At 39.4% G+C, this 23325-nt stretch carries 22 protein-coding genes; 1 reads left to right on the plus strand and 21 read right to left on the minus strand.

Translation table 11 applies throughout. The annotated features are described in order from the left end of the window. The 20 genes from Q7U95_RS02615 to Q7U95_RS02710 all read right to left on the minus strand — a co-directional run. Positions 1 to 1957: DNA topoisomerase I (locus Q7U95_RS02615; RefSeq protein ID WP_308751720.1), on the minus strand; the 1957-nt coding region annotated here is incomplete at its 3' end. A 433-nt stretch (positions 1958 to 2390) separates the two neighbouring features. Further along, on the minus strand, positions 2391 to 3017 hold the full coding sequence (locus tag Q7U95_RS02620) for a cytochrome b/b6 domain-containing protein (protein WP_308751721.1): 627 nt from the start codon (positions 3015 to 3017) through the stop codon (positions 2391 to 2393). 21 nt (positions 3018 to 3038) lie between these two features. Continuing rightward, positions 3039 to 3257 carry a hypothetical protein gene (locus tag Q7U95_RS02625; protein WP_308751722.1) on the minus strand — a complete coding sequence of 73 codons (219 nt, stop codon included), beginning with the start codon at positions 3255 to 3257 and terminating at the stop codon, positions 3039 to 3041. Beyond that, a complete protein-coding gene (gene tatC, locus Q7U95_RS02630) occupies positions 3254 to 4003 on the minus strand; it encodes a twin-arginine translocase subunit TatC (RefSeq protein ID WP_308751723.1) in 750 nt (249 codons plus the stop codon). The genes Q7U95_RS02625 and tatC overlap by 4 nt, the downstream gene beginning before the upstream one ends. Then, entirely contained in the window at positions 4003 to 4284 is a 282-nt protein-coding gene (locus tag Q7U95_RS02635) for a TatA/E family twin arginine-targeting protein translocase (protein ID WP_308751724.1), read from the minus strand. Before Q7U95_RS02635 ends, tatC begins: the two co-directional genes overlap by 1 nt. Positions 4285 to 4378: 94 nt before the next feature. Beyond that, positions 4379 to 5014 (minus strand): phosphoribosyltransferase, encoded by a 636-nt coding sequence (locus Q7U95_RS02640; protein WP_308751725.1) that lies wholly within the window; start codon positions 5012 to 5014, stop codon positions 4379 to 4381. Positions 5015 to 5331: 317 nt separating this feature from the next. Further along, positions 5332 to 6594, minus strand: a complete 1263-nt coding sequence (gene leuC / locus Q7U95_RS02645; protein WP_308751726.1) for a 3-isopropylmalate dehydratase large subunit — start codon at positions 6592 to 6594, stop codon at positions 5332 to 5334. Positions 6595 to 6728: 134 nt separating this feature from the next. Beyond that, positions 6729 to 8234 carry a 2-isopropylmalate synthase gene (locus Q7U95_RS02650; protein ID WP_308751727.1) on the minus strand — a complete coding sequence of 502 codons (1506 nt, stop codon included), beginning with the start codon at positions 8232 to 8234 and terminating at the stop codon, positions 6729 to 6731. A 15-nt stretch (positions 8235 to 8249) separates the two neighbouring features. Next, positions 8250 to 9821: a phosphoglycerate dehydrogenase gene (gene serA / locus Q7U95_RS02655; RefSeq protein ID WP_308751728.1), complete on the minus strand. Its 1572-nt coding sequence runs from the start codon at positions 9819 to 9821 to the stop codon at positions 8250 to 8252. A gap of 55 nt (positions 9822 to 9876) precedes the next feature. Continuing rightward, on the minus strand, positions 9877 to 11031 hold the full coding sequence (locus Q7U95_RS02660) for an alanine--glyoxylate aminotransferase family protein (protein WP_308751729.1): 1155 nt from the start codon (positions 11029 to 11031) through the stop codon (positions 9877 to 9879). An 82-nt stretch (positions 11032 to 11113) separates the two neighbouring features. Continuing rightward, on the minus strand, positions 11114 to 12106 hold the full coding sequence (gene ilvC, locus Q7U95_RS02665) for a ketol-acid reductoisomerase (RefSeq protein ID WP_308751730.1): 993 nt from the start codon (positions 12104 to 12106) through the stop codon (positions 11114 to 11116). A 180-nt stretch (positions 12107 to 12286) separates the two neighbouring features. Further along, positions 12287 to 12772 carry an acetolactate synthase small subunit gene (gene ilvN, locus Q7U95_RS02670; protein WP_308751731.1) on the minus strand — a complete coding sequence of 162 codons (486 nt, stop codon included), beginning with the start codon at positions 12770 to 12772 and terminating at the stop codon, positions 12287 to 12289. Further along, complete coding sequence (ilvB, locus tag Q7U95_RS02675) at positions 12769 to 14457, minus strand: biosynthetic-type acetolactate synthase large subunit (protein WP_308751740.1); 1689 nt, start codon at positions 14455 to 14457, stop codon at positions 12769 to 12771. The genes ilvN and ilvB overlap by 4 nt, the downstream gene beginning before the upstream one ends. Positions 14458 to 14692: 235 nt before the next feature. Beyond that, the gene (gene ilvD, locus Q7U95_RS02680) at positions 14693 to 16354 is read right to left on the minus strand and encodes a dihydroxy-acid dehydratase (protein WP_308751732.1); all 1662 of its coding nucleotides are present in this window, start codon (positions 16352 to 16354) and stop codon (positions 14693 to 14695) included. Between the two features lie 208 nt (positions 16355 to 16562). Continuing rightward, a complete protein-coding gene (locus Q7U95_RS02685; protein ID WP_308751733.1) occupies positions 16563 to 17564 on the minus strand; it encodes an isocitrate/isopropylmalate dehydrogenase family protein in 1002 nt (333 codons plus the stop codon). Between the two features lie 26 nt (positions 17565 to 17590). Then, the gene (locus tag Q7U95_RS02690; protein ID WP_308751734.1) at positions 17591 to 17968 is read right to left on the minus strand and encodes a four helix bundle protein; all 378 of its coding nucleotides are present in this window, start codon (positions 17966 to 17968) and stop codon (positions 17591 to 17593) included. Positions 17969 to 18015: 47 nt separating this feature from the next. Next, on the minus strand, positions 18016 to 18516 hold the full coding sequence (locus tag Q7U95_RS02695) for a 3-isopropylmalate dehydratase small subunit (protein ID WP_308751735.1): 501 nt from the start codon (positions 18514 to 18516) through the stop codon (positions 18016 to 18018). 451 nt (positions 18517 to 18967) lie between these two features. Next, the gene (locus tag Q7U95_RS02700; RefSeq protein WP_308751736.1) at positions 18968 to 20221 is read right to left on the minus strand and encodes a 3-isopropylmalate dehydratase large subunit; all 1254 of its coding nucleotides are present in this window, start codon (positions 20219 to 20221) and stop codon (positions 18968 to 18970) included. Continuing rightward, a complete protein-coding gene (gene nifV, locus Q7U95_RS02705) occupies positions 20222 to 21373 on the minus strand; it encodes a homocitrate synthase (RefSeq protein WP_308751737.1) in 1152 nt (383 codons plus the stop codon). Between the two features lie 161 nt (positions 21374 to 21534). Then, entirely contained in the window at positions 21535 to 22098 is a 564-nt protein-coding gene (locus tag Q7U95_RS02710) for a DUF5317 domain-containing protein (RefSeq protein ID WP_308751741.1), read from the minus strand. A 100-nt stretch (positions 22099 to 22198) separates the two neighbouring features. On the opposite strand from Q7U95_RS02710, the gene Q7U95_RS02715 reads away from it, so the two are divergent. Next, positions 22199 to 22333 carry a hypothetical protein gene (locus Q7U95_RS02715; RefSeq protein WP_308751738.1) on the plus strand — a complete coding sequence of 45 codons (135 nt, stop codon included), beginning with the start codon at positions 22199 to 22201 and terminating at the stop codon, positions 22331 to 22333. Between the two features lie 220 nt (positions 22334 to 22553). Here the strand turns inward: Q7U95_RS02715 and Q7U95_RS02720 are convergent, their stop codons facing one another. Further along, positions 22554 to 23279: an HD domain-containing phosphohydrolase gene (locus Q7U95_RS02720; protein WP_308751739.1), complete on the minus strand. Its 726-nt coding sequence runs from the start codon at positions 23277 to 23279 to the stop codon at positions 22554 to 22556. Positions 23280 to 23325 lie beyond the last annotated feature (46 nt).

The following is a 23325-nucleotide window of genomic DNA, read 5'->3' on the forward strand; positions in this document are numbered from 1 at the left end:
TACATGTTTCACCAAGCGAAATTATTGTACCAAACTGAGGTAAGGGATAAGTAGTTTTACAATCAGGGTCAGGGTACGACGAACACCCCACAAATCTCTTTCCCGTCTTTTTGGACTTTATAATTCTGAGTTCACCCTTACTACAAGGACACTTGCCAATAATTCTGCTTTTCCTTATTCCGTTTCTTATACCCTCACCAATTTCAGCCTCTTTTTCCTCAAGAACCTTAACAATAGCTCGCAACACACCTCTTGATGCATCAACAATTGAACCTCTTTCCACTTTGCCATCGGCTATTAAATCCATATCCTTCTCCAACTGTGCAGTTAAAGCAGGATTTGTTATTGCTTCCGCATTTTTCTTTAAAGTGTCCGTAACGGCAATACCCACTTCCGTGGGAATTATAGGATCACTGTGAACATAACCTCTATTATAAAGACCTTGTATTATGGAATGCCTGGTTGATTTGGTCCCTAATCCCAACTTTTCCATCTCTTGAATTAAACGACCTTGACCATATCTTTGCGAAGGCTGAGTTTCCTTCGATTCTAAAATTGGCTTTTTGACTAAAACAGTATCCCCCTCACTTAAGTGAGGGATATCTTCATCTTTTTTTCTTCCGTAACTGTAAAATTTAAGCCACCCTTCATCAACAATACGCGAACCCTGTAAAAAGAAAGGCTCTGAGTGTTTAAGAGCAGGACATTCAATACTGATATCAATCCTTGCGCTTTCCATAGATGCCGGAGGAGCTAAAGTTGCTAAAAATCTTCTAACAACCAGTTGGTAAATCTTCCATTCCTGCGGCTTCAAATCCTCTTCATTTGCCACACCGGTCGGATGAATGGGAGGATGATCAGTAGTTTTTTTCTTTCCTCTTGTGGGGACAATTTTATCTTGAGCTAAAATTTGCGCAGCTAAGCCCCCCAATTGTTTGCTTTTTTTTAAATTAACTAAAATCTCTTTTAAATTAAGAGATGGAGGATAAACTGTATTGTCTACTCTTGGATAACTAATTAGTCCATCCATATATAAACCTTCGGCGATACGCATAGCATAAGACGCGCTCACGCCCAGCGACGAGGCAGTAGCCAAAAGACTTGTGGTGTTGAATGGCGCTGGTGGAGAAATTGATTTTTTTGTTCTCTTGGAACAAATCACTACTCCCTTTTTTCCAAGATTAGATACTATTTCATCTGCTTCTTTTTTATCCCAAAATTTATCGGTTTTGTGTTGAGCTATAAATTCCTGTTCGTCTTGCTCCGCCTTCAACAGCGCTTTAATTTGCCAATATGGCTTCGATATAAAAGATTTTCGCTCTTTTTCTCTGTCAACCAGAATTGCAAGCGTGGGACTTTGCACTCTCCCCGCGGATAAGAACTGCTTACCGAGTCTTTTTGAAGCAAGTGAAATAAAACGAGTTAGAGTAGCTCCCCAAATAAGGTCGATATCCTGTCTGGCTTCACCTGCTTTTGCAAGATTTGCATATATCTCTTCAAGGTTATCAAACGCTCTTTTGATTTCATCCTCAGTTAATGCAGAGAAACGAGCCCTTTTTATGGTGGCCTTGGAATTTACTTCTTTAGTTTTATTTACCGCGTCTACTCCGATAAGCTCACCTTCACGATCGAAGTCAGTAGCAACAATAATCTCCTTAGCACTTTTGGCTTGCTTTTGAAGAGCTTTAATAATCGATTTCTGAGATGGTATTTTAACTATCTTGGCATCAACAAGTTCAATTGGCTTTACCTTCTGCCAATTACTGTAATCTTCGGGAAAATCTACCTTTAAAATGTGTCCCTTAAGCCCAATGACGGAACATTCTTCCCCTTCTTTATCTTGAAAAGTATATATTGGAACACCAAACGACTTGCCCGTTGTAACTTTTCCACCAGACAAAATATGAGCTATTCTCTTAGCCGCATTATCTTTCTCACTTATTATAAGTTTTGCCATAATTACTTACTCTCCCGCTTTATAGGTCAATTAACGCGATATGTTAGCACAGTCTTGAATGAGTTGAAAGTGAAAGATAAAAATTGCTGCCGGCAGATGCCTGCCCGCCATTGGCGAGGCTGATAGCAGATAAATAAATGGAGAATGGAAATATAAAAACGATATAGAAAAATTTAAAATTGGAAACCATCCAATAAAAGATAAAATTCCCAGGTGTTTAACCAAAGAATTATCTTTTGGTTAAAGCTTTTTTAATTTTTAAATACCGTGCCTACCGGCAGGCACGGTATTTTTATATTTTATTTTTTAATTAAAAAGTTTGGCTAAAGACTCTCCGCCCGCCAACAGGGTAAACCAGTGGTTTATAGCACTAATAAAAAAAGCCCCGTTTCGGGGGCTTTTTAATTTCAACACCAGACTAATGAGCATTCCCTTATTTAAGGTGAGATTCCCATTCTTCTTTAAGTCCCGGAAACTTCTTCCAAAAAACCCAGTGCATCATAATTGGAAAACCTTCATGAACCGAAAGATAAACATGAATGGTTGTAAATATTACAAATATCCACATTCCAATATAGTGAAACACCCTCATCCAAGCCGCCGCAATGGCAACCCCGCCAAAGGGCCCGGCACACCAGCTAAGCAATTCTTCTCTCCACATGAGAGAAAAACCGGTAAAACCTTGGATCAACAAAAGAACCCAAAATACATCGTAAGTAATCTTTTGAAGAGAAGCATAAGTTGCTATATTTGGATAATCATCTTTCAAATGAGCATAATACATAAGAACAGCCGGCGTATTTTTGATATCTTTCCAACCAATAGCAAGATCTTTATAAGCCCCTTTATCGACGGTGAAGAAGCAGTAAATTATCCTCAAAATTAAATTTATTCCCACTATGTACATCAATACATAATGAATCCATTTCATGACATCCATGCCACCGTAAAAAAATGGAAAACGTATATAGAAACCCGAAATAGTTAAACCAATGATACAAATCAAATGAATAAAATGCGCCATTCTCCGCGGTTTCGCGGCATAATGAAGTTCAGCCACAATTTCACCTCCTGAATTTAATTAATGTTTATGGGCAAGCTTTTCCCCAGGCTTTCCTTTATATTCTCCTAAGACCGTCTTAATTTTAACATCATGTTTACCTAATATAAGATTAGCAAACTGTCCGGTTACCGCTACACGAAGAAAAAAATCAGCAATCCAAAAAACAGCTATCATAAGAAACCAAACACCAAAACCAATAATATCGGACCAAATATTAACTGTTTGAAGTAGCGTCAAAACTCTACACCTCCTTCTGTTAGATCTTCTTTTTTCTTCTTTTTTAATTTTTTGTACCACCACGCCAATACAATGCTAAATTCATACAACACAATCATTGGCGCTGCAAAAATGGCCATAGTTACAGGACTCCAATCGGGAGTCACAATTGCCGCAAATAACAATATAATTATATATGCTATTCGCCAATTTTTCCTCAATGATTTTGGCGAAACAATATTAAGCATCACCAAAACCAACACTAAAAACGGCGTTTCAAACGATATTCCAAAAGCTAATAAAAACAAGCTGGCATACGCTACATACTTGTCAACTGTTAAAATAGGGCTTATTTGCCCTTCCGCTTGGTTTAAAAGCCACTGCGTTCCAACCGGCATAATATATTTATACCCAAAAACCACGCCACATGCAAAAAGAATTACAAATAACAAAACCAATGGATATATCGTTTTCTTTTCGTTTTTCTTTAACGCGGGCGCTATAAAAGAAAACACTTGATATATAATTACGGGAAGAGCAACAAAAATTCCTGCAAAAATTGCAATTTTAAATTTAATCATGAAAGGATCCATAATATTTACAAATTTAAGGTCTATACTCCCTGCAGGTTTCTTTAAAATGTTTAAAATAGGGTAAGCATAATTAAAGCAAATTGCTGCTCCAATTAAAACTGTAATTGCAGAGATTATTATACTTCTCCGCAGTTCGTCAAGATGATCTAAAATGGATATTTTTTCGTCAACCACTAATTATTCCCCTCGGCAACTTTTTTCTCTTCGTTTTTATCTTGCGTCTCAACTTCTTTAACTTTTTCTTGTTTCTTGGCTTCCTTTTCTTTTTCTTTTTCTTCTTTTTCCGCTTCTTTAAATTCCATCCTCACTTGGTTCTCAATTTGCTGAGACGCCTTTCTAAATTCGCGAATAAATTTTCCGGCCGATTTACCAACTTCAGGTAGTTTTCTCGGCCCAAAAATAATAAGAGCTATTACCATTATGGTTAAAATCTCAGGCATTCCAAGACCAAACATCTAAAACACCTCCAGATAAAAAAAGTTAATACTTATAATATCTTTTAAAGTTTCCGTAAGCAATATTAATCTACAAGCTGCTAAAAACTATTTTTTATGTAGTCCCAAAGTTTTTTAAGATTTCAATCACTTCATTGTCGCTTACTTGCGAAAAATTTAAATAAAATTGGCCTACCGCATAGAAAAATTCGGGGGTATGAAGACAAATTAACTCATCAACCTCTTTTTTTAAGCGTTCATAAGTATCTTTGGACGAAACAGGAACAGCTAAAATCAGTTTTTTAGGCCTTTTCGATTGAACTTCTTTTATGGCCACAGAAGCCGTGTAGCCGGTCGCCAAACCATCATCTACCAAAATTACAACTTTATCTTTCAAATCTAAAGAAGGCCGGTTACTCAAATACTTATCCCGGCGTCTCTTGATTTCCAGTACCTGTTTTTCAATTTCTTCTTTAATATAATTATCCGAAACACGCAAACTATTTTTCAATTGCTCATTTATCATTACCGTATCTTTACTCGCCAACGCCCCTATCGCCAGCTCAGGGTTTCCGGGAGCGCCAATCTTTCGAGGAAGAACTAAGCCCATGGGTGCATTTAAAGCTTTTGCAACTTCTTTAGCGATTACAACCCCGCCACGAGGAATCCCCAACACAACAACATTTTTCCCTTTATAATCAACTAAAGATTTTGCCAGTTGCTTTCCCGCATCAACTCTATCAATAAACATGGATATCGCCCCATTTTAGTCAAGAGCAAGTTCAAATAAAAAATAAAATATAAAACTACCTGCCGGCAGGCACGGCATAGAAAAATTTAAAATGGAATAAAATTTTTAAAAGACTCCCTAAAAACTTTTTTAATTTTAAAATATCATTTTACATTCTTCATTCTCCATTTGTAAAGGTTACACACTTAGCAGACACTTTCCCCTATCTGCCATAAGCTATCTGCTCACATCTTTTAACTTTACCCTTATTTTTTACTCTCTGCTCTAACTATATTTATCCTGGGGGCTGAAAGCTAACCCACCCTTTTATCCTTCGTTTATAATACTTCTTCCGGGCTTACGATCTTCCCCACAACTGCAGATGCAGCCGCCACAGCTGGATTACACAAATAAACCTCGCTTTCAGGATGACCCATCCTGCCAACAAAATTCCTGTTAGTTGTAGCCAAAGCTCTTTCGCCCTTTGCAAGTACTCCCATATGTCCACCCAAACACGGTCCACATGTCGGAGTGCTCACAGCTGCTTCCGCATCAATAAAAATGTCTATTAACCCTTCATCCATTGCTTGTTTGTATATCTTTTGAGTCGCCGGAATAACTATAAGTCGAACATTTTTGCAAACTTTTTGGTCTTTTAAAATTTCCGCGGCAATGCGCAAATCCTCTATGCGTCCATTAGTACAAGAACCTATAACTACTTGGTCTATTTTGATATCCCCAACCTCACTTATTCCTTTAGTGTTGGAAGGCAGATGAGGGAATGCTACCTGTGGTTCTATGTCAGTTACGTTGAACTCATACATCTTTTCATACTCAGCGTCATCATCACTTTTATAAATCTTAAAATCACGTTTTGCGCGACTGCGAACATATTCCAAAGTAGTTTCGTCGGGCTCTATAATGCCATTTTTGCCGCCAGCTTCAATTGCCATATTGGCCATAGTAAGCCTGCCATCCATTGAAAGAGAGCTTATGGCTTCCCCTGTAAATTCCATAGATTTATAAAGCGCTCCATCAACACCAATCTTACCTATGGTATAAAGTATTAAATCTTTGCCACTTACCCACTTATTCAATTTACCTTTGTAAACAAACTTAATTGTCGAAGGAACTTTTAACCAAACTTCACCGGTTGCCATCCCCGCCGCTAAATCGGTACTTCCCACACCTGTAGAGAAAGCTCCGAGAGCACCGTAAGTACATGTGTGAGAATCTGCCCCAATTATGGCATCTCCAGGTAAAACCAGCCCAAGTTCGGGAAGAAGAGCATGTTCAATTCCCATGCGCCCAATCTCAAAATAATTGGTTATTTCCTGCTCTTTTGCAAAATCACGCATTATTTTTGCTTGCTCCGCAGATTTAATGTCCTTGTTGGGCGTATAATGATCCGGAACAAGCGCAACTTTATCATTATTAAAAACTTTTTTAACACCTATCTTATTAAACTCCCGAATTGCAATTGGAGCAGTTACGTCATTTCCTAAAACTAAATCCAGCTTTACATTGACAAGTTCGCCCGGTCTCACTCTTTCTTTACCTGCATGAGCAGCAAGTATTTTTTCAGTTATGGTCATTCCCATATTCTTGCCTCTTTCGTAGATTCTTTAATTTTCCCACAAATACAAAGAAACAGGCCTTGCGACCTGCAAAAACAGGATTCACAATTTTAATAAGTTTAACTTTGCATTTCTATCTGTAATTAAAATATACTTAATTATTTAGTTAAAGATTTGTTAATTGCATTTAAATATGCTCTGGCACTAGCTTCAATTATATCGGTGCTGACACCACGGCCAAGCACTTTCTTTCCTCCAATATCAAGTTGAATTGTTACATCACCTTGAGCATCCAAACCACCCGTTATGGAACTAACATTATAAAAAAGAAGTTTAGCGGAAACGCCCGTAACTTTGCTGATAGCATTACAAGCTGCATCAACCGGCCCATCACCCTCGACTGTCTTTTCAATAACCTTCCCATTTTTAACTAATCTCACCGTAGCGGTAGGAATTTCTTCTGTTCCACTACTAACATGTAATGACTTAAAGCTATAAATCTCAACAGTGGTTGTTCTTACTTCGTCGGCCATAATAGCCTCAAGGTCATCATTAATAATCTCGGCTTTTTTGTCAGCTAACTCTTTAAACCTAACAAAGACTTTTTCAAACTCTTCTTCATTAAGAATATAACCCATCTCTTTTAAGTGTTGTTTAAGAGCATGGCGGCCTGAAGTTTTTCCAAGAATTATCTTGCTTTCAGTAAGTCCTATTTTTTGAGGATTTATTATTTCGTAAGTAACCCTTTCTTTTAACACGCCATCAGTATGAATTCCGGAAGAATGCGCAAAAGCATTTGCCCCAACAATAGCTTTGTTAAATTGAACTTGGTACCCCGTCAACATACTAATCAAACGACTGGTCCTTGTAATTTCCTCAGTCTTTATATTTGTCTTTTTTCCCAAAGAACGGTAGCGAGTATCCAAAATCATCACTATTTCTTCAAGGGCAGCATTTCCGGCCCGTTCCCCTAAACCGTTTATCGTGCACTCCACTTGATTTGCCCCGTTTTCAACAGCAGCCAACGAATTTGCTACCGCGAGGCCAAGGTCGTTATGACAGTGAACGCTTAAAATTACGTTATTTAAACCAGGTACCGCTGTTTTAATCTCCTTAATCAACTTCCCAAACTCATTTGGAAGCGCGTAACCTACAGTATCAGGAATATTGATAACCGTTGCCCCATTTTCAAGTGCAACTTCTAATACTTTGCAAAGGAAATCAAAGTTAGAACGAGTTGCATCCTCGGGAGAAAACTCAACCTCCGGAGCATATTTTCTCGCTCTTTTGACAGCAGCTTCAGTCATCCTTAAAACCTCATCCCGCGTCTTTCGAAGTTTTCTTTCCATATGAATATCTGACGTCGCGATAAAAGTATGAATACAAGGATTTTGGGAATTCTTTATAGCTTCCCAAGCTCTGTCAATATCAGCATCCAACGCTCGAGCCAATGCAACGATTTTGGGCCCTTTCACTCTGTCAGCAATTGCTTTTACCGCTTCAAAGTCCCCTTGAGAAGTTATAGGAAACCCGGCTTCGATTGCATCAACGCCCAGCTTAACAAGTTGCTCAGCTATCTCAAGCTTCTGCTGTACATTTAAGCTTATACCAGGAGATTGCTCTCCATCTCTTAGTGTTGTATCAAAAATATAAACTCTTTCCAATATCTCTACCTCATATTATAAAGTTATAAACTTAGCCTTTGAAACTCCATTTATAGCTTTTATTTCCTCCAAAACTTTTTCCGGAATGGGTTCATCCACATTTAAAACACTAATCGCTTCTCCTCGTGCTTTTACCCGGCCAAACTGCATCCTGGCTATATTTATATTATAATTACCTAAAGTCATTCCAACTCTTCCTATCATTTTTGGCTTATCCTCGTTGTGAATTAAGAGCATATACTGTGAAGGAATCACGTCAATATCATAATCAAAAAGTTTAACTATTCGCATTTTGCCCGGACTTAGCAATGTTCCGGAAACAGTTAGAGAATCTTTCTTTAGTGTTATTAAATTCACATATTCACATGGTTTACTAGTACGACTCTCTTTAACAACAAGACCTCTCTCGTCAGCTAAAATAGAAGCATTTACATAAGTCACCGGTTCTTGAACAACCGACTCAAGAACACCTTTTAAAATAGCAACCGTGAGCAAGCCCACACTCTTTCCACCGGCAATGTCTCCTGAATATTCAATATCCAAAGAGCTTACCCGCTCATCGACAAGTTTGGCGAAAAATCTCCCTAAAATTTCCCCAAGCGGCAAAAAAGGTTTTAAAACCTCTACAATCTCGGGAGCAACTGCGGCAACATTTACAGCATTACTCACAAACTCGCCTTTAAGAGCTGCTACAACTTGTTCAGCAGTGATAGTTCCTGCCTTATCTTGAGCTTCTCGAGTAGATGCTGCAATATGTGGGGTAAGCACAACTTGCTCTAATTCAAAAAGCGGGCCACTAGTATAGGGTTCATTGCTATAAACATCTATTCCGGCACTTGCGACTTTCCCGCTCTTTATCGCATCCGCTAAAGCATCTTCATTAATTATACCACCCCGAGCAGTATTAATTATCCTTACTCCGTCCTTCATCTTGGAAAATTCTTTTTTGCCAATAAGATTCATCGTTTCTTTAGCTTTAGGTAAATGTATAGTTATAAAATCCGACTTTTTAAGCAAATCATCTAAACTATCAGCCACATCAATTCCCAGTTGTTTAAATCTTTCTTCAGAAACATAAGGATCATAAGCCAATGTCTTTATACCTAAACCATGCGCCCGCGAAGCTACAAGTGTTCCTATGCGGCCCAACCCGACAATTCCTAAAATCTTACCGTAAACTTCCGTTCCAACAAATTTTGATTTCTCCCACTTGCCGTTCTTCATCGACAAACATGCCTGTGGAATTAACCTGCATTGAGCCAAAAGAAGGCCAATTGCATGCTCAGCAACAGAAATTATGTTACTTTGAGGTGCATTAGCAACAATTATTCCCCTTTTCGTCGCGGCATTTAAATCAATATTATCGACACCAATACCTGCTCGGCCAATTACTTTTAAATTGCTTGCTTTAGAAATAACTTCATCATCAACTTGTGTCGCGCTTCGAACAATAAGTCCGTCATATTTATCAATTACTTTAAGCATTTCTTCTCGGGACATCTTCAGAGCAACATCGACTTCGAAACCAGCTTCTTTAAGTTTTTCTACACCAGCTTCAGCAATTTTCTCTTTGATTAAAACCTTCATTTACCACATCCCCTTTGTTGCTATGACCAAATAATTTAAACTTCTCTAAACGACTCTAAAAAGGGTTTTCCATAAACACTTTTTCGGCCGCCGATACCCCGGCACCAACTTCAAACGAATACCCTAATTCTTTAAGTGTCATTTCGAGCCCACTTAAAGTAACTAAGATATCAAATTTGTCGTAATAACCAAGATGACCCAATCTAAATATCTTCCCCGCAACTTTACTTTGGCCACCTGCAATTGTTATTCCAAATTTTTCCCGCATGATGTTAACAATTTTCTTTCCATCTATTCCTTCAGGAGCTTTAACCGCGGTTACGGCATTTGAAGTTTCATCACAAGCCCCAAAAAATTCAAGTCCTAAAGCTTTAACCCCTGCTCGCACTGCCTTCCCTAAAATTTTATGCCTTTCAATTATGTTTTCAAGGCCTTCTTCTTTTATCATTTTCAAGGCCTCTTTTAATCCCTTCATAAGAGTAACCGGAGGCGTAAAAGGATTTTGTGGATTATCTTTTTGTAAAGCAGTAAGTGATTTCTTGTAACTGAAATAAAATTTAGGGAGAGTTGATTTTTCTGCCATATCCCAAGCTTTTTTACTAATTGCGACAAATCCTAAACCCGGAGGTGCCATTAGGGCTTTTTGCGAACCACTTACAGCTACATCAACGTGCCAATTATCGGTCTTAAACTCCAAGGCTCCCAAGCCACTTACAGTATCAACAATAAAAGCAGCATCGGTATCTTTAACGACATCACCAATTGCCTTAATATCATTTACAACTCCGGTAGAAGTTTCGCTATGTGTCGCAAAAACACCTTTTATCTCCTTGTCTTCCTCAAGAGCTTTCGCAACATCTGAAGCTTTTGCTTTTTCTCCCCATTCATAAGCAAGATTGGTAACATTCAGTCCGTAAATTTCACAAATCTGAACAAACCTCATGCCAAAATTACCGATATTTACCACAAGCACTTTATCGCCGGGAGAAAATAGATTGGCAACAGCCGATTCCATTGCTCCCGTGCCGGATGAACTAAAAACAAGAACATCATTTTTTGTTTGAAAAACATACTTTAATCCATCTAAAACAGATACAAACACCTTTGAATATTCAGGAGCTCTGTGATGAATCATGGGCTGCGCCTGAGTTAATAAAACTTCGGCTGGTACCGGAGTTGGCCCTGGTGTCATTAAATACTTTTTTTGCATACTTTGTGCCTCCATTCACAATCTTTTAAATTAATTTATCTAAATACATTTAAAATAACTGTAAGATTTTTAGAAAAATTTTCTACTTATTTATCCAGCTCATCATGGAACGAAGTTTTTTACCTACTTGCTCAATAAGATGCTCTGCTTCTTTTTTTCTCACAGCGTTAAACATGGGTCTACCCGCTTGGTTTTCTAAAATCCATTCCCTTGCAAAATCCCCATTTTGAATCTTCTTTAAAGCGTTCTTCATAGCAGCGCGAGAACTTTCTCCGATTACCTCTTTCCCCACTGTTAAATCACCGTATTCAGCAGTATCGCTTATTGAATAACGCATGCCGCTTATTCCGTTCTCATACATTAAATCCACTATAAGTTTAAGCTCGTGCATACATTCAAAATAAGCAATTTCTGGTTGATAACCAGCTCCAACGAGAGTTTCAAAACCAGCTCTGACAAGTTCAGTTGTTCCACCACATAAAACGCACTGCTCTCCAAAGAGGTCTGTTTCAGTCTCTTCTTTAAACGTGGTTTCGATAACACCGGCTCTTGTAGCCCCTATTCCTTTTGCATAAGCCAAACTTAACTCTTTACCCTTACCGGAAAAATCTTGGTAAATAGCAATTAGCGCTGGAGTACCGTTGCCTTCCTGATAAGTTCTTCTAACTAAATGACCCGGCCCTTTTGGAGCAACCATAAGAACATCTATTTCCGGCTCCGGAATAATTTGGTAATAATGAATGTTGAAACCGTGGGCAAACATTAAAATATTTCCTTTTTGTAAATTGCCACGAATTTCAGAATAGTAGATCTCTTTTTGCACTTGATCAGGAACAAGCATCATAATTATGTCAGCCATTTTAGCTGCTTCTGCCGTTTCGTATACTGGAAGACCGGCCTCCTCAGCTATCTTTCTGGATTTGCTATCCTTTTTCAACCCCACAACAACATCTAAACCGCTGTCATGAAGATTTAGAGCGTGAGCATGTCCTTGGCTGCCAAATCCTATAATCGCAATTTTTTTCCCTTTCAACAATCCTAAATCCGCATCTTTGTCATAATACATCTTCGCCATAAAAATCCTCCTCAATCAGTCGTTAGTCCGTAGTTTATTAGTCGGTAGTTTAAGTACTTTAGTGCTTGCCCAAGAATTGTTAATTTTATCTGCTCACTGACCAGGCAGAAGCGCTCCTCGCTCCCGACCTGCTTGCCGGCAGGCACGGCTACCAACTCCTCACTATTGATTGTAAGCCAATTACCCGCTTTTTAAGCCTCTCGTTAAAGCTATCTTGCCTGTCCGTACCAATTCTTTTATCCCATATGGACGAAGCATTTCTTCAATTGCATGAACTTTATTGGTATTGCCGGTAACTTCAATTGTTAAAGTATTTTTGGCTACATCAACAATATTCGCCCTGAAAATATCAACTATCTCTATTATTTGAGCACGCGTTGAAGAGGGAGCATTCACTTTTATCAAAACCAACTCCCTTTCAACAGTCTCTTTTGGATCTAAATCATTTATCTTAAGAACATTTATGAGTTTATGCAATTGTTTTGTCACTTGTTCCAAAGAGTGTGTCTCTCCGTCAACTACGATAGTCATTCGCGAATATTTAGGGTCCTCGGTAGTGCCAACTGCAAGACTATCAATATTGAAACTTCTGCGGCTAAACAACCCCGCAACACGAGCCAACACACCTGGTTCGTTGTCTACTAAAACCGATAAAGTGTGTTTCACTCGATTTCACCCCCTATCATCTCACTAATAGAAGCACCAGCCGGAACCATCGGAAACACATTTTCTTCTCTTTCTACAAGAAAATCAACCACTACAGTTTCAGGAGAATTAATTGCCTTTTTAATAGCGGACTCAACCTGATTTGCTTTAGTAACCCGCAATCCTTTGGCCCCATATGCCTCCGCTAATTTCACAAAATCTGGAATTCCCACCCCAAGATCTGTCTGTGAATATCTGTGATGATAAAAAAGTTCCTGCCATTGCCTAACCATTCCTAAATAACCATTATTTAGAATAAATATGTTGATTGGTAACTTATTTACAACGGCTGTCGCAAGTTCTTGAGAAACCATTTGTATACTCCCGTCTCCGGCAATATCGATAACAACTTCATTAGGCCTTCCAATTTGAGCCCCAATTGAAGCAGGAAAACCAAACCCCATGGTTCCTAATCCGCCTGAAGAGATAAAAGATCTGGGTTTGACGCACTTATAAAACTGAGCAGCCCACATCTGATTCTGGCCAACCTCAGTAGCAATAATAGCCTCACCTTTAGTTATTTCATAAGTTTTCTCCACAACAAGTTCAGGCCTGAGTTTCCCGTCTTTTTTATAAGTGAAAGGGTATTGTTTCTTCCAATTATTAATCTGTTCTTGCCAAGCCCCAATATCTTTAGCCCCTTTCAACTTCACTTTCTTAATCTCAGTTATCAGTTGTTTAAGAACCGTTTTTGCGTCACCGACTATCGGTATTTTTGCTTTAATGTTTTTACTTATCTCCGCCGGGTCAATATCTATATGAATTACCGAAGCGTTTGGAGCAAATGTTGATAGTTTTCCGGTAACCCTATCATCAAATCTCATCCCAATAGCCATGATAAGGTCACACTCAGTTAGAGCATAGTTAGCACATCTTGCTCCATGCATGCCTGGCATACCAATATAGAGGTCATCAGTTTCAGGATAAGCCCCCTTGCCCATTAAAGTAGTTGTTATTGGAATCCTTGTTAATTTCACCAATTCTTGAAGCTCGCCCCAAGCATTAGACCGTAAAATACCACCGCCAGCTATAATCAAAGGACGCTCCGCGTGACAAATTTCTTTTGCCGCCTGCATTATTTGACGGGTGTGTCCTTTAATAGTTGGCTTATAACCAGCAAGATCAAATTGAGTAAGTTTTTTATAAGCACACCGCGCATTGGAAACATCAACAGGTATATCTATGAGCACAGGGCCAGGACGACCAGTAGAAGCAATGTAAAAAGCTTCCTTTATCACTAAGGATAAATCTTTTACGTCCTTAACCAAGTAGCTATGCTTAACTATGGGTAATGTTATTCCGGTTATATCGGCTTCCTGAAAAGCATCGGTTCCAATCATATTGGTTGCCACTTGGCCTGTTAAGGCCACCATTGGAATTGAATCCAAATAAGCATTGGCGATTCCGGTAACCAAGTTGGTAGCTCCCGGCCCCGAAGTAGCTAAACACACTCCAACTCTGCCCGTAGCTCTAGCATATCCATCTGCCGCGTGAGCAGCACATTGCTCGTGTCTTACTAAAATATGACGAATCTTAGAATCATAAAGAGCATCATAAATTGGAAGAAGAACTCCACCGGGATAACCGAATATAACTTCAACCCCTTCTTCCTCTAAACTTTTAATAACTATTTCGGCTCCTGTCATACTCACATTCTCACCTCTTTACTGGTTAATAACCAATTGCTTATAGTTTATAGTCAAATTAAAAAATAAAAAATAATTTTTTTGTCAACCGCTAGCCGGCACTTCTCTGCTCTAAATTCTGCAACTCCAATTCACTAAGTTTTCATACAACTCCGCAATGTTTCACTTCACTTTTTTAGCCATCTGCTATCTGCCCCGCCAGAGGCGGGCAGGCATCAGCACTTTCCACTCTTAACTATCTTTTAATAACTGCTCCCTTGCTAGCCGAAGACACCAACTTAGCGTATTGAGCCAAATACCCTTTAGTTACTTTCGGTAAAAGAGGAGACCAGCTCTTCATGCGCTTGTCTAATTCCTCATCACTCACCTCAAGATGAATTTTCCTATTTGGAATATCAATCTTTATTAAATCGCCTTCCTTAACCAAGGCGATAATTCCCCCTTCTTGAGCTTCAGGAGAAATGTGACCAATTGCCGCACCCCGGCTTCCACCCGAAAATCTACCATCAGTTATTAAGGCAACTTTACTATCCAAACCCATTCCCGCTATGGCTGATGTTGGCATGAGCATTTCTTTCATACCGGGGCCACCTTTTGGCCCCTCATAGCGAATAACAATTACGTCTCCTTCGTTAATCTTTCCACCCAGGATGGCCTCTACTACCGCTTCTTCAGAATCAAAAACCCGAGCCGGGCCCTCATGCTTCAACATTTCAGAAACCACAGCGGACTGCTTAACTACAGCGCCCTCTGGAGCAATGTTCCCCCAGAGGATAGCAAGACCTCCTGTTTCTGAATATGGATTATCAATTGACCTAATTACATCCGTATTGAAATTAGAAGCCACCGCTATGTTTTCGCCAACCGTCTTGCTCGTAACAGTCAAAGCTTCGAGATTCAACAGATTTTTCTTCTTAAGTTCAGACATAACAGCAGAAACTCCACCCGCTTCGTATAAATCCTGCATATGATGTGGCCCCGATGGGCTTATTTTACAAAGATTAGGAGTTTTTGCGCTTATCTCATTAATCATTTCAAGGTTTATATCAACCTCCACCTCTCCGGCAATAGCAGGCAGATGAAGAACCGTATTTGTGGAACACCCAAGAGCCATATCAACAGTTAAAGCATTTTGAAAAGCAGTCGAGGTCATAATATCTCTTGGTTTTATGTTTTTTTCGAGAAGCAACATAACAGCCATTCCGGCCTTCTTGGCCAGCCTAATTCTTTCAGCATAAACGGCAGGAATCGTTCCGTTACCCGGAAGTCCCATGCCAATTACTTCAGTTAAACAGTTCATGGAATTTGCTGTAAACATTCCAGAGCAAGAACCACATCCCGGGCAAGCATGCTCTTCAATCTGAGCCAAATCTTTTTCATCAATTTTACCAGATTGAAAAGCCCCAACTCCTTCAAAGACGGAGATAAGGTCTATATCTTTACCTTTATATTTTCCCGCAAGCATTGGGCCACCACTTACAACAACGGTAGGAATGTTGATTCTCGCGGCTGCCATAAGCATACCGGGAACAATTTTGTCGCAATTAGGAATCATAACCATTGCATCAAACGCGTGGGCCTGGACCATAAGCTCTATTGAATCCGCAATTATCTCTCTGCTGGGAAGAGAATACTTCATCCCCGCGTGATTCATCGCAATGCCGTCACAAATGCCAATTACCGAAAACTCAATAGGGGTTCCTCCCGCCATACGAACACCAGCCTTAGCGGCATCAGCAATTTTATCCAAATTGATATGACCGGGAACTATCTCATTATATGAATTGACGATAGCAATCAACGGACGATTTATTTCCTCATCAGTAAGACCATCGGCTTTTAAAAGAGATCTGTGCGGGGCCTTAGCTAAACCTTTTTTAGCCATATCGCTTTTCAATCTCGTTCCCTCCCTTAAATCTTCTGACTTTTAGTTATTAAACAAATATTTTACTATAAAAAGAAAATGGTGTGAAGGAAATTTCCTGTTAATAAAGAAGATTTAAGAAAAATTCTAATTGGAATTTTCTTAAGAAGGTTAGTAAAAAGAGTCGCTCGTTTGAGCGGCTCTTTAAAAAAAGTCATTAACTCTATAAAAACCCTTACTTCTAACCGACAATTTTCTCAATTATCGCGTTAGCCATTTCGGAAGTGCCGGCGGTTCCGCCAAGATCATAGGTGACATTCTTTTTCTCTTTGATAACCGCGGCTGTGGCATTAAAAACTTTATCCGCGGCTTCTTTTTCTCCTATGTGTTTTAACATAAGAACACTGGAAAGGATTATTGCGGTGGGATTTACCTTATTCTGCCCGGCATATTTTGGAGCACTCCCGTGAACAGGTTCAAATACCGCACATTCATCTCCAATATTTGCTCCCGGAGCTACCCCTAATCCTCCAACAAGCCCGGCGCACAAATCAGAAATAATATCGCCGTAAAGATTGGGGCAAACCAAAATGTCATAAAGCTCGGGTTTTTGCACCAACTGCATACACATATTGTCAACTATTCTATCTTCAAACTCAATTTGAGGATAACTCTCAGCTATTTTTTTAACACTTTCTAAAAATAAACCATCGCTAAATTTCATGATATTGGCCTTATGAACAGCCGTAACTTTTTTCCTGTTTTCTCTTACGGCATAATTGAAAGCAAACTTGGCAATTCGCTCTGAGGCTCCGCGGGTGATTACTTTTATACTTTCCGCGGTATCTTTATCTATCATCCGTTCGATACCCGCATATAAATCTTCTGTGTTCTCTCGAACAATAACCAAATCGATATTCTCAAAACGAGTTTTAACTCCCTCAAGAGAAAAAACAGGTCTTAAGCAAGTGTATAGATCAAGCTCCTTTCGAAGAGCAACGTTCACGCTTCGGAAACCCGTACCAACCGGCGTTGTAACCGGCCCTTTTATAGCCACCTTGTTTCTCCGAACAGACTTTAAAACATACTCGGGCAAAGGCGTGCCATATTTCTCCACAACATCGGCGCCGGCCTCTACTTTCTCCCATTCAATCTCAACACTGGTAGACTCAACAACCCGACGCATTGCCTCAGATATTTCAGGACCAATTCCATCTCCGGGAATAAGTGTTATTTTGTGCATTAAAACCTCCATAAGTCGGTAGTCTCTTAGTCGAGAGTCGGTAGTGAGTTTATTAACCCGCTTACCATCTTCGACAATTCAACACACTCTTGTTTTAATTTCTCATGTCGTTTTAAATCTATGTAATCCTGTCTAAAAGAAAGTTCGAGTAAGGGAACACACTCGTGAATAGATGCCCGTGCCATCCTATAAAATTGTCTTCTTTCAGGATTATTATATCTTCCCGTTCCTTCTGCAATATTTAAAGAAATTGACAATGAAGCTCTTCTTAATTGGCTTACGATACCAAACTGCTCGTTTTTAGGAAAATTCTTAGTTATCTCATAAACAATATTTGCAAAATCAACAGCCCGTTGATACACTTCTAATTTTTCAAAATCAAAGTTTGCCTTTTTATTTTTCAAACCTACTCCTGAGATTTTATCTTAACTCCCGACTATCAACTAACAAATTAATCCAGCTTAAAATCTCCGTGCTTCTTGAAATGCTTAACTAACCCACCATCCTCCAAGATATTAAGCATCGCTTTAGACAAAGGTGGAGTTTCAATATCTATATTTTTTGTTAGATTTTTAATCTTTCCAGCTTCAATATCAATCTCAAGTTCATCCCCATCATCAATTTTAGTAGTGTCACAAATCAACACGGGCAAACCCACATTTATAGCATTTCGATAAAAAATCCTCGCAAAGGACTGGGCAAGAACCGCCCCCACACCCGCCAATTTGATAATAGTTGGAGCATGTTCACGTGATGAGCCTAGTCCGAAATTCTTCCCTGCTACGACAAAATCACCAGAATTAACCTTCTTTGCAAATTCGGGGTCCGCATCCTCCAAAACATGCTTAGCTAACTCCGGTAGGTTTGTCCTCAAATGAAACAACCTACCGGGAGCGATTAAGTCCGTGCTTATATCATCGCCAAATTTGTGAGATTTTCCTTTAAGCTTCATAAAACCTCCATAAGTCGGTAGTCTCTTAGTCGGGAGTCGGTAGCAAGTTCAAATTAAGAAATAAAATATAAAAATGAAAAATGACCTGCCTGCCGTGCCTGCCGGTAGGCACGGTATAGAAAAATTTAAAATTGAAAATCAAATAATAAAAGATAAAATTCTAAAGTGATTTCAGAAACTTTTTTAATTCTTAATTATCGTTTTTATTTCTTCATTCTCCATTTTTCATTAACCTTACCCTTTACCTTTTTATCAATCTCTACCCAATCTCTCTACTTAATTTTTACTGAGTGCTAATATTGAAATTAATGATGACTGATTGAAATTTGCTGTAATACAATTGTAACTTATGGTGATTCATTGTAATTAATAGTAATTTGTTGTAATTACCACTTAATTTCTATTTAATCTCCATCAATTTCTACTTTCTTACCCTTTACCCTTCTTATTGCTAAACATACTTCCTCGGGTCTGTAATCTTCCCTTCAATTGCAGATGCCGCAGCGGTAGCCGGAGAAGCCAAATAAATAAAACCTTCTGTATTACCCATTCTACCCTTAAAGTTTCTATTCTGCGTAGCCAAACAAACCTCACCATCACCAAGTATCCCGTGATGAACGCCAACACAAGCGCCACAACCGGGATTCATAACCGCGGCCCCTGCTTCAACAAATACCTTGAGCAAACCCTCTTCCATCGCCTTTAGATAAATTTCACGAGAAGCGGGGCACACCAAAAGCCGGGTATCGGGATGGCGTTTCTTGCCCTTTAAAATTTGAGCGGCAATCCGTAAATCTTCCATCCTGCCATTTGTGCAGGTTCCAATGAAAACCTGGTCAACTTTAACCTCACCAGCTTCAGAAATTATTCTCGTATTATCTACCGTGTGAGGAAAAGATATGGTTGGCTCAAGCTTTGACACATCTATCTTGATAGTTTTTTCATAAATCGCATCATCGTCAGCCTTAATTTCTTTAAATTTGTTACCTCTGCCACGTTCCTTAAGATAAGCCTTCGTAATATCATCGGATGCGATTAAACCAACTTTCGCGCCTGCCTCAACGGCCATATTTGAAAGAACAAACCTTTCAAACATACTCATTTTTTTTATGGTTTCTCCGGTAAATTCAAGAGCTTTGTAAGTCGCGCCATCGGCGCCAATAAGGCCAATTATGTGCAAAATTAAGTCTTTGGCGTAAACCCCTTTGGGGAATTTGCCGTTTACCACAATTTTAAAAGTTTCAGGAACGCGAAACCACGTTTTACCCGAAGCAATTCCAATCGCGACATCAGTCGAGCCCATGCCGGTGGCAAAAGCCCCGAGCGCGCCCGAAGTACATGTATGAGAATCCGCGCCAATAACTACATCGCCCGGATTTACATAAGATTCAACTAAGATTTGATGACACACGCCATCCCCAACTTCAGAAAGTTTTGCTCCCGTCTTTTTCGCAAAATCACGAAGCATTTTATGAGCGTTGGAAAGTTCCTTGCGGGGACTGGGAGCAGCGTGGTCTATGAAAAGAATGGTTTTATCGGGATTTGCCGCCTTTTCCATATCCATCTTTTGCAGCTGCTGTACTGCCAAAGGCCCTGTCCCGTCCTGAACCATTGCCACATCAACCTCGATAATTACAATATCACCAGCGCAAACATCTTTTCCGCTTCTTTCTCCAAGTATCTTTTCAGCTAACGTTTTGCACATCTATTTCTTTTTCCCCTTCTTATAATCTTTGTAAATAAACACCAATTCTTTATCAAAAAGCGCTCTCTTTACCTCAACAGCTGTCTTTCTTACTTTGGCCAATATATCCTTAGCCTCTTCCTTATCAAGCTCTATACCATACTCGTGAAATTTTGAAACTATTGCATGAGTGCCGGAATGCTTGCCAATAACTATTTGGCGGTAAAGCCCAACTTCCTCAGGAGCAAACGCCTCATAAGTTTTTGGATGTTTTAAAACCCCGTCAGCATGAATTCCCGATTCATGAGCAAACATATTGGTTCCCACCACTGACTTCCAAACGGGAATTGTTCGCGCCGAAGCTTTGGCTACGTATTCGGAAATCTCCCTGAACCTCTTGGTTTTAAAATCTAAATCAACCCCACAAATACATTTTAAAGCCATTATAACTTCCTCAAGAGCCGCATTTCCAGCCCGTTCACCAAGGCCATTTATGGTCGTATTTATCCAGTTGGCTCCAGCTTTAACTCCTGCCAGCGCGTTCGCGGTTGCCATACCGAAATCATTATGAGTGTGCATCTCAATTTCAATATCCACTGCTTCTTTTAGTCTTTTTATAGCATCATAAATCCTAAACGGTTCCATAACTCCCAAAGTATCACAATATCTTAATCTGTCGGCCCCGTTTTCCTTGGCCACTTTTGCAAACTTAACTAAAAAATCAAAGTCCGCACGGGAAGCATCCTCAGCATTAACCGAGACATAAAGTCCGTTGCTTTTTGCAAAATCGACTGACTTTTTAACACTTTCAAGAACCCAATTTCTGTCCTTGCGAAGTTTGTACTCCATATGAATATCGGAGGCAGAGATAGAAAGCGCAACTGCGGGAACACCACAATCAAGCGAATGTTTAATGTCATCGATAACAGTCCTGTTCCACGCAAGAATACTCGCCCTTAAGCCCAAATTAACTATTTTTTTAATAGCTTCCTTCTCATCCCCGCCCATCGCGGGAACCCCGACCTCTATTTGATCAACACCAACCTCATCCAAAAGCTGGGCAATTTTAATTTTCTCGCGATTAGAAAAAACGACACCAGCCGTCTGCTCACCATCACGAAGTGTCGTGTCGTCTATTTTTACTTGTTTATTTAAGAAACCGTCATCTGCCACTTTCTTCCTCCTATAAAATAAATTTAATAAAATTATGCATCTTTAAAATTTTAATTTTAATCGAAATATTTTAAGACGACAAGAGATTAGACTCATTAGGGTTGTGCAAATAATTTTTATTCAAATCGTTTCAAATAAAAAACTACTAAAGTAAATCTTAATTAATGTCCCTGAGGAGCAGCCTTTTTCATCCTTCTTTTCCCGATATAAACCATCTGTTTTTGAACAACTAAAAAAATGCCCAAAGAAATAAAGAGATCACCTACACTAACAAGACTCATACCTAAAGGCAACAATGTAGGCACGGGAATGATATCGGCAAGAAATTTAAGTAGCGTTTCATTACCCATCGAAATGTGGATAAAATCAAATGATTGTTTTATTTTTAACGCAGCTTCCGGTGAGCCATACTTGGCTACAGTTTCCAGCGAAACGGGCATACCCCTGTTTAATGTTATAACCAAAAAATTTAACAAAATACCCAAACCCAGAACCGGAAAATATTTATTTTTAAGATTTAATATGATTCCTTCCATAAGTAATATATAGGAAAAAACCAAGATAAAAAAGGCAAAGTTTTTGCCAAGGTTAAAAACTGAAGCTATTTGAGGAAGAAAAAACTGCAAAAGAAAAGCCACTATAAATACCCAGGGAAGCCTAAAATTCCAATCCGCAAATCTTCTTAGGCTTCCCCCTCTTAACCATCCTATGAAAATTGATAAAATTAAAGTTTATAAAAGCATAGATTCATTTTAATGGGTAAAAGAGAAAGGGTAAAGAACATTCAGCATCCAGTCGTCAGCTGCCAGCCTCCAGCAAAACAAAATGAATAGAGAAATTATAGCGGAGAGCTTAGAGTATAGAGTGGAGAACAAAATAAGGGTAATGGGTAAGGTTAAAAGATGTGAGCAGCTTTCAGCTGCCAGGCACCAGGAAAATCAAAAAGAGCTTTGTTGTTAGGTTTATTTTTTAAAAACCCCGGTGGGTCGGACAAATCGAAACTTGAGGCCGCCCCGATGAAACGAGTGGAAGGCTGGAAAGCCCTCCAGAGGCGGGCAAGCGTACAAAGTGAGCGCCCGAGAATCTGTCTGAGCGCAAGCGAGTTATTCTCGGCCCGCCCGGAGCGAGTAAAGTCGCGGATACGGCCGAGTGTGGAGCATGTTCGACCCACAAAATAAAATCAATGGCTTCCTCCACCAACCAGCATCAAAAAAGCTCCGCGCATACGCGCGACATTCATTAAAACCCTTACAACTTTCGGGTCAAACAATAAACCACGATCTTTTTTTATCCTGTTAATTGCTTCGCGGGTGTTTAACCTCTCATCGGGTTCACGAGTTTGAGTTAGCTCATCATAATAACTGACAACGTTTATAATACGTGCAGCCAAAGGAACAAACTCACGAGATTTTGACCTTTTATTTTCACTCCGATATGGCACATGATGTTTCTTCACAATATCGGAACAACCCTTCAGATAATCCACTTGTTCGAGAATATCAGCACCTATTTTAGCATGCATTACCTCGCCTTCATTTTTGCTTGTTACTTTATCTAAGAGCGAGTCCAGCGACTCCTCATCAACTCCAATGCTCCCAATATCATGAAGAAGGGCCGCGTTATTGATAATTTCAAGATCTTTGCCCCGAATTCCCATCATCTTTGCCATATCAACCGAGATATCGGCTACCCTTTCAGCATGACCCCGCTTCAACGGGTCTTGAGCTTCAATGATAGATGCCAAAGCTTTAATTGTATTGTTATAAGTTTTTCTGATATCTAAAAATAGATTGAACGAATGACGCGTAACCAAAAGGGGTAAAAAGAAAAGCACGATGCTCCATATCCCCATGCTGTCATACATTAAAGCCATAAGAATACCAGTGGCAGACAAAGCAACATACATAGGACCCAAAAATTACAGCACACTAATTGAACCGCTAATAAAAGGC

This window comes from Candidatus Oleimmundimicrobium sp., from assembly GCF_030651595.1.
In the GTDB taxonomy this organism is placed as follows: domain Bacteria; phylum Actinomycetota; class Aquicultoria; order UBA3085; family Oleimmundimicrobiaceae; genus JAUSCH01.